Source organism: Rhodoferax sp. RT4P68 (assembly GCF_056521305.1).
Window position 1 is genome coordinate 249,203 of record NZ_JBWMBB010000002.1, and the last position, 12,912, is coordinate 262,114.

General features: G+C 70.2%; 14 protein-coding genes. 1 reads left to right on the forward strand and 13 read right to left on the reverse strand.

The window, feature by feature from the left end; all coding sequences use genetic code 11:
• Positions 1-6 precede the first annotated feature (6 nt).
• From AC099J_RS04610 to gspG, 10 genes are read right to left on the reverse strand one after another with little or no spacing between them, the layout of a single operon-like run.
• Complete coding sequence (locus AC099J_RS04610; protein WP_479614041.1) at positions 7-1,395, reverse strand: GspE/PulE family protein; 1,389 nt, start codon at positions 1,393-1,395, stop codon at positions 7-9.
• 3 nt (positions 1,396-1,398) lie between these two features.
• On the reverse strand, positions 1,399-3,843 hold the full coding sequence (gene gspD, locus AC099J_RS04615; RefSeq protein WP_479614042.1) for a type II secretion system secretin GspD: 2,445 nt from the start codon (positions 3,841-3,843) through the stop codon (positions 1,399-1,401).
• A gap of 4 nt (positions 3,844-3,847) precedes the next feature.
• The gene (gene gspN, locus AC099J_RS04620; RefSeq protein WP_479614043.1) at positions 3,848-4,651 is read right to left on the reverse strand and encodes a type II secretion system protein N; all 804 of its coding nucleotides are present in this window, start codon (positions 4,649-4,651) and stop codon (positions 3,848-3,850) included.
• A 3-nt stretch (positions 4,652-4,654) separates the two neighbouring features.
• A complete protein-coding gene (gspM, locus tag AC099J_RS04625; RefSeq protein WP_479614044.1) occupies positions 4,655-5,164 on the reverse strand; it encodes a type II secretion system protein GspM in 510 nt (169 codons plus the stop codon).
• Positions 5,161-6,384 carry a type II secretion system protein GspL gene (gene gspL / locus AC099J_RS04630; protein WP_479614045.1) on the reverse strand — a complete coding sequence of 408 codons (1,224 nt, stop codon included), beginning with the start codon at positions 6,382-6,384 and terminating at the stop codon, positions 5,161-5,163. Before gspL ends, gspM begins: the two co-directional genes overlap by 4 nt.
• 55 nt (positions 6,385-6,439) lie before the next feature.
• On the reverse strand, positions 6,440-7,420 hold the full coding sequence (gspK, locus tag AC099J_RS04635; protein ID WP_479614046.1) for a type II secretion system minor pseudopilin GspK: 981 nt from the start codon (positions 7,418-7,420) through the stop codon (positions 6,440-6,442).
• On the reverse strand, positions 7,417-8,076 hold the full coding sequence (locus AC099J_RS04640; RefSeq protein WP_479614047.1) for a PulJ/GspJ family protein: 660 nt from the start codon (positions 8,074-8,076) through the stop codon (positions 7,417-7,419). The genes gspK and AC099J_RS04640 overlap by 4 nt, the downstream gene beginning before the upstream one ends.
• Positions 8,076-8,474: a type II secretion system minor pseudopilin GspI gene (gene gspI, locus AC099J_RS04645; protein ID WP_479614048.1), complete on the reverse strand. Its 399-nt coding sequence runs from the start codon at positions 8,472-8,474 to the stop codon at positions 8,076-8,078. The genes AC099J_RS04640 and gspI overlap by 1 nt, the downstream gene beginning before the upstream one ends.
• A gap of 59 nt (positions 8,475-8,533) precedes the next feature.
• Positions 8,534-8,977, reverse strand: a complete 444-nt coding sequence (locus AC099J_RS04650; protein ID WP_479614049.1) for a type II secretion system protein — start codon at positions 8,975-8,977, stop codon at positions 8,534-8,536.
• The gene (gspG, locus tag AC099J_RS04655) at positions 8,952-9,392 is read right to left on the reverse strand and encodes a type II secretion system major pseudopilin GspG (RefSeq protein WP_479614050.1); all 441 of its coding nucleotides are present in this window, start codon (positions 9,390-9,392) and stop codon (positions 8,952-8,954) included. Before gspG ends, AC099J_RS04650 begins: the two co-directional genes overlap by 26 nt.
• A 48-nt stretch (positions 9,393-9,440) precedes the next feature.
• Between gspG and AC099J_RS04660 the strand changes: the two genes are divergently transcribed.
• Positions 9,441-9,911, forward strand: a complete 471-nt coding sequence (locus tag AC099J_RS04660; RefSeq protein WP_479614051.1) for a type II secretion system protein N — start codon at positions 9,441-9,443, stop codon at positions 9,909-9,911.
• Here AC099J_RS04660 and AC099J_RS04665 read toward each other — a convergent pair.
• Genes AC099J_RS04665 through ilvA form a run of 3 tightly spaced genes read right to left on the reverse strand, consistent with a single transcriptional unit; the run spans position 9,898 to position 12,860 of the window.
• A complete protein-coding gene (locus AC099J_RS04665; RefSeq protein WP_479614052.1) occupies positions 9,898-10,461 on the reverse strand; it encodes a histidine phosphatase family protein in 564 nt (187 codons plus the stop codon). The two genes, AC099J_RS04660 and AC099J_RS04665, sit on opposite strands and share 14 nt — an antisense overlap.
• A complete protein-coding gene (locus AC099J_RS04670; RefSeq protein WP_479614053.1) occupies positions 10,461-11,267 on the reverse strand; it encodes an adenosylcobinamide-GDP ribazoletransferase in 807 nt (268 codons plus the stop codon). Before AC099J_RS04670 ends, AC099J_RS04665 begins: the two co-directional genes overlap by 1 nt.
• Positions 11,268-11,273: 6 nt before the next feature.
• A complete protein-coding gene (gene ilvA, locus AC099J_RS04675; protein ID WP_479614054.1) occupies positions 11,274-12,860 on the reverse strand; it encodes a threonine ammonia-lyase, biosynthetic in 1,587 nt (528 codons plus the stop codon).
• Positions 12,861-12,912 lie beyond the last annotated feature (52 nt).

Genomic DNA, 12,912 nt, shown 5'->3' on the forward strand with positions numbered 1-12,912 from the left:
TTCATATCACTCGCGGGTCACCCGCAGCAGCTCTTCGCGCGAGGTGATGCCCGCGGCCACCAGCCGCTCGCCGTCCTCGCGCATCAGCGACATGCCGTTGCGCTGCCCTGCAGTGCGGATGTCGGCTTCGGACGCGCGGTTGTGCACCTGGGCGCGGATCATGTCGTCGGCCACCAGCAGCTCGAACACGCCGGTGCGGCCCTGGTAGCCGGTCTGGCCACAGGTCTCGCAGCCGGTGCCACGGCAGGTCGTGCACAGCTTGCGCACCAGCCGCTGGGCCAGCACGCCGAGCAGCGACGAGCTCAGCAGGAAGGGCTCCACGCCCATGTCGGTCAGCCGCGTCACGGCGCTGGCGGCGTCGTTGGTGTGCAGCGTGGCCAGCACCAGATGGCCGGTCAGCGAAGCCTGGATGGCGATCTGCGCGGTCTCGAAATCGCGGATCTCACCGATCATGATCACGTCCGGGTCCTGCCGCAGGATGGCCCGCAGGGCCTTGGCGAACGTCAGGTCGATCTTGGCGTTGACCTGCGTCTGGCCGATGCCGGGCAGCTCGTACTCGATCGGGTCTTCCACCGTCATGATGTTGCCGCGGCTGGCGTCCAGCTCGGACAGCGCGGCGTACAGCGTGGTGGTCTTGCCCGAGCCGGTCGGGCCGGTCACCAGAATGATGCCGTGCGGCTGGGCGATCAGATGCTGCAGCTGGCGCAGCGCATCGCCCTGCATGCCGACGGATTTGAGGCTGATGCGCTCGCCGGATTTGTCCAGCAAACGCAGCACGGCTCGCTCGCCATGCGCGCTGGGCAGGGTGGAGACGCGCACGTCGACCGCGCGCGTGCCGATGCGCAGGCTGATGCGGCCGTCCTGCGGCAGGCGCTTCTCGGAGATGTCCAGCTCGGCCATGATCTTCAGGCGCGAGATCAGCGCCGCGTGCAGCGCGCGGTTGGGTTGCACCACCTCGCGCAGCGTGCCGTCGACACGGAAGCGCACGCTGGAGTGGCGCTCGTAGGGCTCGATGTGGATGTCGCTGGCGCCGTCGCGCGCGGCCTGGGTGAGCAGCGCGTTCAGCATGCGGATGATGGGCGCATCGTCCGAGGTTTCCAGCAAGTCCTCGACGGCCGGCAGCTCCTGCATCATGCGCGAGAGGTCGGCGTCGCTCTCGACTTCGCTGACCACGGCGGCGGCGTTCGATTCGCCTTGCGCGTAGGCGGCGCTGATGCGCTGCACCAGCGCCGGCTGCGACAGCGACTCAACATGCCCCACCGCATGCTTGCGCATGACCTCGGCCACGGCCGACGGTGGCGAGGCCGGGTGCAGCCACAGCGTCAGCTCGCCGAAGTTGTCCTCCAGCAGCAGCTGCTGGGTGCGGGCGAAGGCGTAGGGGAGCGGGTGGCGCATGGACTATGGGCGCCCCACCGGCTGTGGTGCGCTGCCCGGTTGTTGCGTTTGCAGGTTGGTGGAGGGCTGCATCAGCGGCGCCGGCGCGGGCACCATGGCCGGCGTGCGCAGCGGCTGCGCCGGCAACACCGGCAGCACCGGGGCCTCGTTCACGGGGACCAGTTTGCTTGGCGCGGGCTGGGCGTTCTGCTGGCCCACGCGCATCAGGTCGTAGCGGTCCATCGAGAACTGCTCCACCGAGGCCGCATCGCGCATCACCACCGGCCGCAGAAACACCATCAGGTTGGTCTTGCGGCGCAGGCGTTCTTCACTTCTGAACAGGTTGCCAAAAAACGGCACGTCGCCCACGCCGGGCACCTTCTCCTGGTTGCCCGAATACTGATCCTGCAGCAGGCCGCCCAGCACCACGATGGCGCCGTCGTCCACGATCACCGTCGATTCGATCGCGCGCTTGGTCGTGGTGGGTCCGTTGGCGGCGCTCTCCGTGCCGGGTTTCACGGCCGAGCTTTCCTGGTAGATCACCATCTTGACCGAGCCGTTCTCGTTGATCTGCGGCCGCACGCGCAGCGTGAGACCCACGTCCTGGCGCTCCACGGTCGTGAAGGGATTCACGGTGGCAGCGGAATTGGCGTTGGTGTAGGAGCCCGTGGGGAAGGGCACGTTCTCGCCGATGATGATGCGGGCCTCCTCGTTGTCCAGCGTCAGCAGATTGGGCGTGGACAGCACGTTGCCATCGCCCTGAGACTCGAGGAAGCGCGCGAGGAAGCCCAGGATGCTCTGGCCATTGCGCTGGTAGACGTAGCCCAGATTGGCACCAGTGGCTGGAAGTGCGGTCCGGCCAGCGGTGGCCGCGCCGCCCGTCACGAGACCGGACGAAATGCCGAAGATGTTCGTCCCGCCGACGCTGAAGTTGGTGCCGAGAGCGCCGATGCTGGTGCCGCCGCCCAGCAGCGCCTGCCACTGGATGCCGAACTCGGCGGCCTTCTCCGCGTTGACCTCGACGATCAGGCTTTCCACCAAGACCTGCGCACGCCGGCCGTCGAGCTTGTCGATCACCGCGCGCAGCTGCCGGTACTGCGGCTCGGGCGCGGTGATGATGAGCGAATTGGTCGACGGGTCAGCCTGGATCTGCCCGCCGGTAGAGGGCTGGTTGTTGTTGCCGCTGGACAGGCTGCTGCCGCCGCTCATCCCGGCGCTGCCACTGCTGCCGCCCAGCCCGCTGCTGCTGCTGCCGCCCAGGCCGCTGGAGCTGCTGCTGGAATTGCCCGAGCCCAGCGAAGTCTGCAGCGTGCCGCTGGACAGCCCGCCCCCGGTGGAGCCGCCACTGCTGCCACTGCTGCCGCCGCCCATGGCCGCGCGCAGGGTGGTCGCCAGCTTCACGGCGTCGGCGTTCTTCAGGTAGACCACGTGGATGTTGCCGCCGGCGCCGGCCGCGCCCATGGCGCTGGGCTGGTCCAGCCGCGCCACCAGCGAGCGCACCAGGTTCAGCCGCGCGGCATTGGCTGAGCGCACCACCAGCGCGTTGCTGCGCGGCTCGGGCAGCAGCGTGGTGCGGTACGAGCTGTCGGCCTGCGCGCCCCCCGGCACCGCACCGGTGGCGCCGCTGCCCGGCTCGATCAGCCGTGCGATCAGGGGCGCCAGGTCGCTGGCAATGGCGTGGCGCAGCGGGATCACCTCCAGGTCCGTGGCGTTCGAGACGTCCATGGCCGCAATGATCTTGGCCAGCCGGCGCAGGTTGTCTGCGTAGTCGGTGATCACCAGTGCGTTGGTGCCGGGGTTGGCGTTGATGGTGTTGTTGGGGCTGATCAGCGGGCGCAGCACCGGCACCAGGTTGTTGGCGCTCTCGTGGTTCAGCCGGAAGATCTGCGTGACGATCTGGTTGCCGCTCGGCAGCCCGCCGCCATCGCCGTCGCTGATGCTGACCGTGCTGCCCTGCAGCTTGGCATCGGCCTCGGGCACCACCTTGTCCAGGCCTGCGGCATCGACCACCGTGAACCCCTGCAACCGCAGCGCCGCGATGAATTGGCTGTAGGCCACCGAGGGCGGGACCGGGCGGTCGGTCGACAAATTGATGGTGCCGCGCACGCGCGGGTCGACAACCACATTGCGGCCGGTGATGGTGGCCATGGTGCGGGCCACGGCCTCGATGTCGGCGTTGGCGAAATTGAGCGTCACCGGGTCGCCGCGGCGCGGGCCGGTCGGCGTGATGCTGAGCGTGGCCGGGCCACCGGCTGCTGGTGGAGCGCTCTGCCCCGGCAACGGGATGACGCCCGGCACGCCGGCGGGAAAGCCTGGCGGCATGCCCGGTATGGCGCCGGGCGCAGTCACGGCGCCCTGCTGCGGCACCGGCTGGCCCACTGCGGGGGCGCCGAGCAAGAGCGCTGCGGCACAGGCCAGGGCGCCCGGCACGGGCAGGAAAGGGGTTCGGCGGGTCAGGATGGAGTGCATAGGTCTAGCCCACTTTGATGATGGACCGGGCGCCGTCGCGGCGGCCAATGATGTTCAAAAGATTGGACAGGGCGTCCACCCGGTCCGGTGCGGCGCTGGCCTGGCCCTCGAAGCGCAACCGGGAGCCGACCCATTGTCCGCTTCCCGAGAGATTGAGGCTGCCGGTGATGGTTTCCAGCTGCAAGGTGGCCGGTGCGTCTTGCGCGCCGCCGACCAGGGTGACACGGTAGCTCCCCATGGGCCGCAATGTCGACAGCCGCGACGACACGTCGGTCGCCTCCAGCTGCAGGCGGCCGATGAGCACCAGCCGCTTGGAGATCCACTGCACCGACAGACCCTGGGTCGACAGTGTCAACAGGCCCTCGGGCTGCATGGTGTTCCACGGCGTGCCCAGGCCAGTCAAGACCGAAGCCGGCCAGCGCGAACTGCCCCCGGCCACCGTCACCAGCGCGCCCGTCCAGCGGGGCGCCAGCGTCAGTTGCCAGGGCTGCTCCATGCAGCACAGCGCCTGCAGCGAGACGCGGGCGGCCAGGCCAGCGGGGCGGATGCGCCAGGTGACGCGCTCGGGCAGGGCGACGGCATCGCGGCTCTCGGTGCCGCCCGTCAGCACCAGCTGGGCCGAACCCGTCCACACCGTGCCGCGTGCCGACTGCAGCAGCACCTGCCGGTCGCTGCCGCGCGCCACTGCCAGGGCCAGCCAGCGTGCCGGGGCGAACGCCACGATGGCCAGCAGCAGGCCGAGGCAGGCGCCGGCCACGGCCCAGCCCCAGGGAGTGGCGGGCGCAGCGGAAGCAGGGCGTCGTGCCACGGGTCAGCGTGCCGGCAGCGTCAGCACCAGCGAGCCGTCCCAGCGCTCTGGCGCCGTGGGGCCGCTGGCAGGCGTGCGGGTCAGGCGGGCCTCGGCCGGCAGCGCGCGGGCATTCACCCGCGCCTGCGTCAGCCAGCGGGCCAGGGCCTCAGGGCTGGCGCCTTTCAGGTTCAAGGTGGCGCGTTCGCCAGCCACGCTGAGCTGCGCGGTGCTGCCCAGCCGCTGGCGCACCGACGCTTCCAGCGCGCGCAGCGACTCGTCGTAGGAGATCTTGGGCTGGTTCTGCAGCGCCATGGCCTCGGCCTGCAGGCTGCGCATGGTCTGCAGTTGGGCGTCGAGCGCCTGGTGTTGCGTTTCGGCACCGCGCAGCGTGGCCAGCGCCGGGCCGAGCAGCACCCACCACAGCAGCGCCACGGCGAGCAGGGCCGCCGCCATACCGACCAGCGCCCGCTCACGCGCGGCCAGCAGGTTCCAGCGGGTGATCAGCGCGGCACGCCATTCGGCGGCATTCATGGCGCTGCCCCCGGCGGCGCGGCGCGCAGCACCCAGCGCTCGCCCTCGGCGCGCGCCTGCACGCCGTGCCTGCGCAGCGTCTCGTTGAGTTGGCCGGCGCCGTCCGGCGCCAGGGCCAGGCCGCGCAGCCGTGTTTCGCCCGCGTTGAATTCCACGCCCTGTGCCGACAGGCCGGGCGGCAGCGCCGCACCCAGTGCGCCGAGCTGGGCTTCCAGGTCACGCGGCGCGTAGGCACCGGCGGACTGGCGCAGCAGGGCCAGTTCGCGTTCCATCTGCACCGGCGCGTCGACCACCACCTTCACGCCGGGGAAGCTGCTGGTCAGCGTGTTGCGCACGGCGGCGCGTTTGTCGGCCAGCGCGTCGGATTCTTTCCAGGCCCAGGCGTTGACGCCGACCAGGTGGGCCGCAGCCAGCACGCCCAGGCCCCAGCGTGCAGCCCGCCATTCGGGTGCGCGCACCAGCGCCACGGCCTTGCGCGTGGTGCGCTGCATGGCCCGGCGGCGGTCGGAGCTGGACAGATCGAACTGCGCCAGATCCCACAGACCGGCACCGGCCTGCAGCCAGCGCTCGGTGCTGCTGCGCAGAACGACCTGGCGAGCGCCCAGCTGTTCGGCCTGTTCGGCCAGCGCCGGCTCGGCGCTGACCTGGATCTCGTCCGGTGCAGCGCTCTGCGCCAGCGCCCATTCCAGCGCAGGCCCGGACAGCGGCAACACGCCCACGCCCTGGGCACCGCTGTAGCCCAGCAACGGGGCCTCGGGCGTGCCCATGATCTGCAGTTGTTCGGTGCCGGGCGCGAGTTCGGGCACCACGCGCGTGGCGGGGCGGCGCGCGGCTTCCAGCAGGGCCAGCGCATCGCGCAGCCAGGCGCGCTCGCAGGTGGCGACCCACACCGGTCCTTGCGCTCGCGCATCGGGCTCGAGTGCGAAGTGCAGGTCTGCCGGGTCATCGAGCAAGCGGTCTTCGAGCAGACCTTCCAGAAGCGCACGCAGGCGCGGCGTGCCAGCGGAGCCGCGCGTGAGCGTGCCCTTGGGCAATTCGACCCGGTGCCAGGACAAGGCCTGGGCCGGCACCAGTGCGACGGTCTCGCGTGCCGCTGGCAACAGTGCCGCGACAGCCCGGTCATGGGCCGTGACGGTGCGGCGATCAGGGCTGAGGACGTACTCCAGCGGCGTGGCCGCGCCAGGGGCGGCCAGGGGCAAGACGACGATCAGTGTGCTCATTCGGTGGGCGATTGTAGAGACGCGATGTGACGGGAAAAAACGGCCGGCCTGAGGGTCATTGCAGCAGTTCTCCGGCGGTGCGTTCGCGCCACAGCGTGGTGACCACGGTGCCCACGCGGTGAACCAGCGAGCGTTCGTTGACGATGCGGCCTTCCAGGCGCAAACGGCCGTGTACCTCGAAGTAGCTGGAGTTCACGCTGAAGTCGGCCCCCTCCAGCGGCGTCTCCAGCCCCAGCAGCTTCACGGCATCGTCGGTGCTGCGCAGATGGCTGTTGGCGCGGCCGGCCACCAGGCGTTGCGCGCCGGCCAGGTCGGCCTCCGGCACGCTGGCGGCGATCACTTCGGCGCTGGCGGTGTTCAGGTTGACGGCGGTGCGCGTGGGCAGCACGGTGACATGCGGCGCCAGGGCCTGCAGCGTGCCGGCAGACAGCCCGAGCCAGGCCAGCTGGTCGAAGCGCTGGGGCAGCAGCGGCGCCTCGGTGTCGCCCAAGGCCGCGTCCGTGCGCGCCAGGCGCTGTCCTTCGGTCAGGCGCTGCAGCTCAGCCTGCGGCAGGTTCAGCAACTCGAACAGCCGCGCGAAGGCCTGCTGCACGGCCGGCACCGCCTCGCCGTTGTCGCTGACCAGGCTGGTGACGTTCAGGCGTGACTGCAGGTCGACGATGCGGCCCGACAGGAAGACCTCCGGCAGGTCCTCGGTGTCGCCTTGGGAAACGCCCTTGTCGGCGGCCAGAAAGGTGGACATCCGCGTCTCCTGCAACGGCACGGCCCAGGGCTCGCCCAGGTGGTCGACCCCAGCGCCGGAAGCGTTTCCGCTGCCGGGCATGGCGTCCTGGCGCAGGATCAGCCGGGCCCAGTCCAGCGCACCGACCAGCACCCAGGAGGATTGCGCCCGCGCGCGTTCTGCTGTTTCGACCTCGACTGCCCGCCACTGCTGCCACAGCGCAGTGGCCGCGAACGTGGCGACCAGCGTCACTGTCAGCATGGCCATCAGCAGGGCGGCGCCACGTTCACGCCGGGCAAGGTACAGAGGTCTCACGACTTGTTGCCCCCGACGGTGGGACGAACCCAGTCGCGCACCAGCGTGCCGGCCACCGCCTGGCCAGCCGGCAGCTCCAGAATCAGGCGCACGCCGCTGGGCAGCTGTGAGTCGGTGCCGTTGCGCACCGGCACCTCGGCGCTGGACAAGGGGTTGCTCCAGGCGTTGTTGCGGTAGTAGAAGATGCGCCAATCGGTCAGCGGCGCGACGGCGACCTCGCGGCGCATCTCCTCCGTGCCCGGGTTCTGGGCCCACAGTGCGGCGCGCTCCCAAGCCTGCAGCAGCGCGGTGCGGTTGGGCAACACGGGCGATTGCCAACGCAGCCATCGGCCGCCCTCGGCAGTGTCACGGCGTGTCCAGGCCACGACCTGCGGGCCGCTCAGGCCAGCGTCGCTGCCCACGCGCACGATGCGCAGTGCCCGGCCGTCCCAGTCGAGCGGGCTCGCCAGTTCTCTCGGTTCGATCATTGCGTCCAGGTCGGCGCCCCATTGGGCCAGGCCGGCCTGCAGTGTGAGCACCTGGTCGGTGTGGGCCTGCGTCAGCGCCTGCGCGCGCGTCATGCCGTCCAGGCCGCGCCAGCTGAGCACGGCCAGCGTGGCCATGACGGCCAGTGCCAGCAGCAGCTCGACCAGCGTGAAACCACGCGCGCCGCGCATCACCAGCGCCCCACCACGGTGGCGATGCGCAGCACCGGCCGGCCCGATTCCAGCACCTGGGCATCGACCCGGCGAAAGCTGGGATTGGGCGTGGACCGCACCGACAGGCGTACCGTGAACTGGCGGCCGGCCTGTTCGCAAGGCAGCTCGTTGTCGCCGATGCCGGGCATGCTGCGCGACAGGCGCATGCCGGCCAGTTCGTTCTCGGCACACAGGTGCGCCAACAGCACGTCGGACTGGCGGCCGGCGTTGGTGGTCAATGCGTTGGTGGCCTGCACGCCGGCCAGCAGGGCAATGGCGACGATGGCCAGCGCCACCAGCACCTCGACCAGCGTGAAGCCGCAGCTGTCGGCGCGCGCTGCGTTGCCGCGTGCGGGCCTGTGCCTGGCCTGGCGCATCGAACTGGCGGCGCCTGCGGTGCGGGCCCTTACGTGCAGCCGTGGTGGCCGGCGGCCGCTCACGGTACCCACTGCCGCACGGAGAACGGCCTCACGCCGTCCGTGGCGACGCGCAATGCAAACTGCGGCTGTGTGGCGGCGCGCAGCACCAGCTCCTGCGCGCCGATGATGGGCTCGGGCCCCAGCACGACCACGGCGCGCGCGGCCACCACGGTGTCGCGGCTGAGCCAGTGTTCGGGCAAGGTGCCCGGGCGTGCGCCTTCGAAGACGAAGCCGCCCTCCAACGCGCGCCAGCGCACCGGCACGCCGCTGGCGCGCGACTGGGCACGCGCCGCCTCGAAGAGCGCCGCCAGCCGCTGGGCCTCGCGCTCCAGCGTGCTGCTGGCGGTGTCTCGCAACGCGAAGCCCACGCCGGCGCTGGCCATGGCGATGATGGCCACGACCACCATCAGCTCCAGCAGCGTGAAGCCTGCCGATCTACTGCCAGCTTCCGATGTCCGCATCCCTGCCCTCGCCTCCGGATTGGCCATCGGCGCCGAAGGACATGACGTCGATCTCGCCCTTGATGCCCGGGTTCAGGTACTGGTAGGGACGGCCCCATGGGTCGTTGGGCAGCTTATCGAGGTAGGTCTTCCAGTTCGGCGGGACCGGGTTGGTGGTGGGCTTGACCAGCAGCGCCTGCAGGCCTTGCTCGGCGGTCGGGTAGCGCTGGTTGTCCAGCCGGTACAGGCGCAAGGCCTGCATCAGGTTGTTGACGTCGGTCTTGGCGGCGGTACCGCGCGCGTCGTCGGCGCGGTCCAGCACGTTGGGGACGATCAGCGCGGCCAGCACGCCAATGATGACCATCACCACCATCAGTTCGATCAGCGTGAAGCCGGCTTGGCGCGCACGACGGCGCAGGGAGGGCAAAGAGTTCATGGGGGAGTTGGACACCGCTTGGGCGAAGCGTTCCATGATAATCCGCACATGTTTCGCAAGGCCGCTGCCCCGACTTCCTCCCGTTCTGCAAGCCCCTGGGCCGTGCGCGGCCTGACCATGCTGGTCTGGGCACTGGCGGCTGCCAGCGTGGCCTATTGGGCGCTGCGCCTGCTGGGCCCTTCGAACGCGGCTGCCGGCGCCCCGGTGGCCAGTGCCACGGCGCCGGCGCTCGATGCCATGGCCGTGGCCCGTGTGCTGGGTGCCACGCCGCAGATGGTGGCCGCCGTGGCGCCCGGGCCGAGCCGCTATGTGCTGACGGGTGTGGTGGCCGACCGGCGCCAAGGCGGCGCCGCGCTGATCGCCATCAACGGTCAGCCGCCCAAGCCCTACCGCGTCGGCACCGAGATCGAGCCCGGTGTGCGGCTGACCTCGGTGGGGCCGCGCCGTGCGGTGCTGGCCACACAGGCGGATGCACAGGCGCCGCTGCAGCTGGAACTGCCGCCCCTCATCGGCCAGTAGGCGCCGCCAGCGCCTGCACCGCCCATTCGCCGAACGGCACGGGTTGCGCAGGCCACTGGTCTGCGCGCGTGATGTCGCCGCGCCCATCGGCCAACAGTTGCGCGGCCCGGATGACGCCGGCATGCGTGATCCACACACGATCGACCCCCAACGCCATCGCGTCGCGCCATGCGCCCTCGACACGCGCCATGAGCTCTGCGAGCGACTCGCCGCCGCCGGGTCGGTGGTGGCGAAAGTCGGCCGTCCAGGCGCTGAGTGCGGGCTCGCCGATGGCCTCCCAGAGTTGGCCCTCCCAGGTGCCGAAGTCCATTTCGGCCAGACGCGGGTCGGTGTGTGCCCGCAGCGCGGGCCGTTGCATCGCGAGCTGCGTGGCCAGCGCGGTGCAGCGCTGCAGCGGCGAGCAGACGACCTGGACTGCGTCGGGCAAAGCCTGCGCCAGACGTGCAGCAGCGGCCGCCGTACCGGCCGGGTCGGCAGGCAGGTCACTTGCGCCGTAGCAGACACCGGCTGCCTGCGGCACCGCCGCATGGCGCACCAGCCACAGCCGCATCAGGCCCGTCCGAGCGCCATGGCGGCGCCCAGATAGAAGGCGATTTCCGCCACCTGCTGCGTCGCCCCCAGGCAGTCGCCGGTGAAGCCCTGCAGCCGTTGGCGGAACCAGCGGAACATCCACGCCATGGCCAGCGCGCTGGCCAGGCTTGCGAGCAGGACGAACACCGCGCCTTGCACCCACGCCACGGCGCCCAGCGCCGGCATGCACCACAGCGCGGCCCTGCACAGTGCGCGCGAAGACACCCGGTCAGCCAGCGGCTTGCTTTTGGAGGTGGCGGTGTCGCCCACATGCGGCAGCAGCAGCGGCAACACCAGTGGCAGCCAGCGCGACAGCACATGCGCCCCCAGGGTCGCAGCCAGCAGCGGCGCCAGTCCCGCCGCGCCCAAAATGGCCAGCAGCGACACCTTGGCCAGCAGGGCCAGCACCAGCGCCATGGCCCCGAAGGCGCCGACGCGCGAGTCCTTCATGATGTCCAGCGCGCGGCTGCGGTCCAGGCTGCCGCCCAATCCATCGGCCACGTCGGCCAGCCCGTCTTCGTGAAAGCCGCCGGTCAACAGCACCGTGGCGATGGTGCCGAACACCGCCGCCGCCAGCGGTGTGAACGGCCCGGCAGGCAGCAGGTGCCATGCAAGCGCCATGACGCCCATCGCCATGATCGCCGCGATCCAGCCAATGCCGGGAAAGTGCGCTGCCGACGCGCGCAACATGGTGGGGCTGTAGCCCACCCACACAGCCAGCCGCCCCGTCACCGGTACACGGGTGAAAAACTGCAGCGCGAGCAGGAAATGGCGCACGCCCTGCATGCGGCTTCAGTTCTGCAGGAACAGGCGGTACACGGGGTTGGCAGTTTCCTCGACGTAGGGATACGCCAGTTCGTTGAGGAAGTGTTTGAAGGCCTTGTCGTCTGACGCCGGAACCTGCAGGCCGACCAGGATGCGGCCGTAGTCGGCGCCCTGGTTGCGGTAGTGGAACAGGCTGATGTTCCAGTTCGGCCGCATCAGGTTCAGGAACTTCAGCAGCGCGCCCGGGCGTTCGGGGAATACGAAGCGCAGCAGTCGCTCTTCGCGCGCCAGCGCAGAGCGGCCGCCCACCATGTGGCGCACATGGTCCTTGGCCAATTCGTCGTGCGTGAGGTCGATCGCCTGAAAGCCGCTGCGCACGAAGCGCGCCGCCAGCTTGGTCGATTCACCGGCGCCGTGCGTGGTCAGGCCCACGAACACATGGGCCTGGGCCGCGTCGCTGATGCGGTAGTTGAATGCCGTCACGTTGCGCGGCCCGCCAGGCAGCTTGCCCACGACTTCGCAGAAGCGCCGGAAGCTGCCGCGCTCTTCTGGAATGGTCACAGCCAGCAAGGCCTCGCGCTCTTCGCCGACCTCGGCGCGCTCGGCCACGAAGCGCAGGCGGTCGAAGTTCATGTTGGCGCCGCAGAGGATTGCCGCGTAGGTCTCGCCCCGCGTCTTGTGCGTGGCCACGTACTGCTTGATCGCCGCCACCGCCAGCGCGCCGGCCGGCTCGACGATGCTGCGCGTGTCGACAAACACGTCCTTGATCGCGGCGCACACGGCATCGGTGTCGACGGTGATGTAGTCGTCCACCAGGTCGCGCGCGATACGGAAGGTTTCCGTGCCGACCAGCTTGACGGCGGTGCCGTCGGAGAACAGGCCGACGTCGTCCAAGGTCACGCGCTTGCCGGCAGCAACCGACTGGACCATGGCATCGGAGTCGTTCATCTGCACGCCGATGACCTTGATCTCCGGCCGCACGGCCTTGATGTAGTTGGCCACGCCGGAGATCAGGCCACCCCCGCCGATGGCCACGAACACCGCATCCAGGTGGTGCGAGCCCAGGCCCTGCAGCTGGCGCAGGATCTCCATCGCGATCGTGCCCTGGCCGGCGATCACATCGGGATCGTCGAAGGGGTGAACGAAGGTCAGGCCTTGCTTCTTTTCCAGCGCGACGGCGTGCTGGTAGGCGTCGGAATAGCTGTCGCCATGCAACACGACCTCGCCGCCCAGGCCGCGCACGGCGTCGATCTTCAGCTGCGGCGTGGTCGTGGGCATCACGATCACGGCGCGGCTGCCCAGCTTGCGCGCGCTCATGGCCACGCCCTGGGCATGGTTGCCGGCGGAGGCGCAGATCACGCCCTTTTTCAGCTGGGCCGGCGTCAGATGCGCCATCTTGTTGTAGGCGCCGCGCAGCTTGAAGCTGAAGACCGGTTGCTGATCTTCGCGCTTGAGCAGCACTTGGTTGTGCAGGCGCTGGCTGAGGTTGCGCGCGGGCTCCAGTGCCGATTCCACCGCCACGTCGTACACACGGGCGGTCAGGATTTTCTTCAGATAATCGGCGGGAGTCAGACGCTTGGCCGCAAGCGGTGTGGCGGCGGGTTTGGAAGGCATGGCAAAGGCTGCGCAGGGCGCGCTGCAGGGCGGTGAAACGAGCGCGGAATCA

Bases quoted from the DNA above. Each gene is read 5' to 3' on its own strand.
- AC099J_RS04670 (WP_479614053.1), bottom strand. From the start codon at position 11,267: ATGCAGGGCGTGCGCCATTTCCTGCTCGCGCTGCAGTTTTTCACCCGT.
- gspM (WP_479614044.1), bottom strand. From the start codon at position 5,164: ATGAATGCCGCCGAATGGCGTGCCGCGCTGATCACCCGCTGGAACCTG.
- AC099J_RS04640 (WP_479614047.1), bottom strand. From the start codon at position 8,076: ATGCGCGGCGCGCGTGGTTTCACGCTGGTCGAGCTGCTGCTGGCACTG.
- gspL (WP_479614045.1), bottom strand. From the start codon at position 6,384: ATGAGCACACTGATCGTCGTCTTGCCCCTGGCCGCCCCTGGCGCGGCC.
- gspI (WP_479614048.1), bottom strand. From the start codon at position 8,474: ATGCGCCAGGCCAGGCACAGGCCCGCACGCGGCAACGCAGCGCGCGCC.
- AC099J_RS04610 (WP_479614041.1), bottom strand. From the start codon at position 1,395: ATGCGCCACCCGCTCCCCTACGCCTTCGCCCGCACCCAGCAGCTGCTG.
- gspG (WP_479614050.1), bottom strand. From the start codon at position 9,392: ATGAACTCTTTGCCCTCCCTGCGCCGTCGTGCGCGCCAAGCCGGCTTC.
- AC099J_RS04660 (WP_479614051.1), top strand. From the start codon at position 9,441: ATGTTTCGCAAGGCCGCTGCCCCGACTTCCTCCCGTTCTGCAAGCCCC.
- gspD (WP_479614042.1), bottom strand. From the start codon at position 3,843: ATGCACTCCATCCTGACCCGCCGAACCCCTTTCCTGCCCGTGCCGGGC.
- AC099J_RS04665 (WP_479614052.1), bottom strand. From the start codon at position 10,461: ATGCGGCTGTGGCTGGTGCGCCATGCGGCGGTGCCGCAGGCAGCCGGT.
- ilvA (WP_479614054.1), bottom strand. From the start codon at position 12,860: ATGCCTTCCAAACCCGCCGCCACACCGCTTGCGGCCAAGCGTCTGACT.
- AC099J_RS04650 (WP_479614049.1), bottom strand. From the start codon at position 8,977: ATGCGGACATCGGAAGCTGGCAGTAGATCGGCAGGCTTCACGCTGCTG.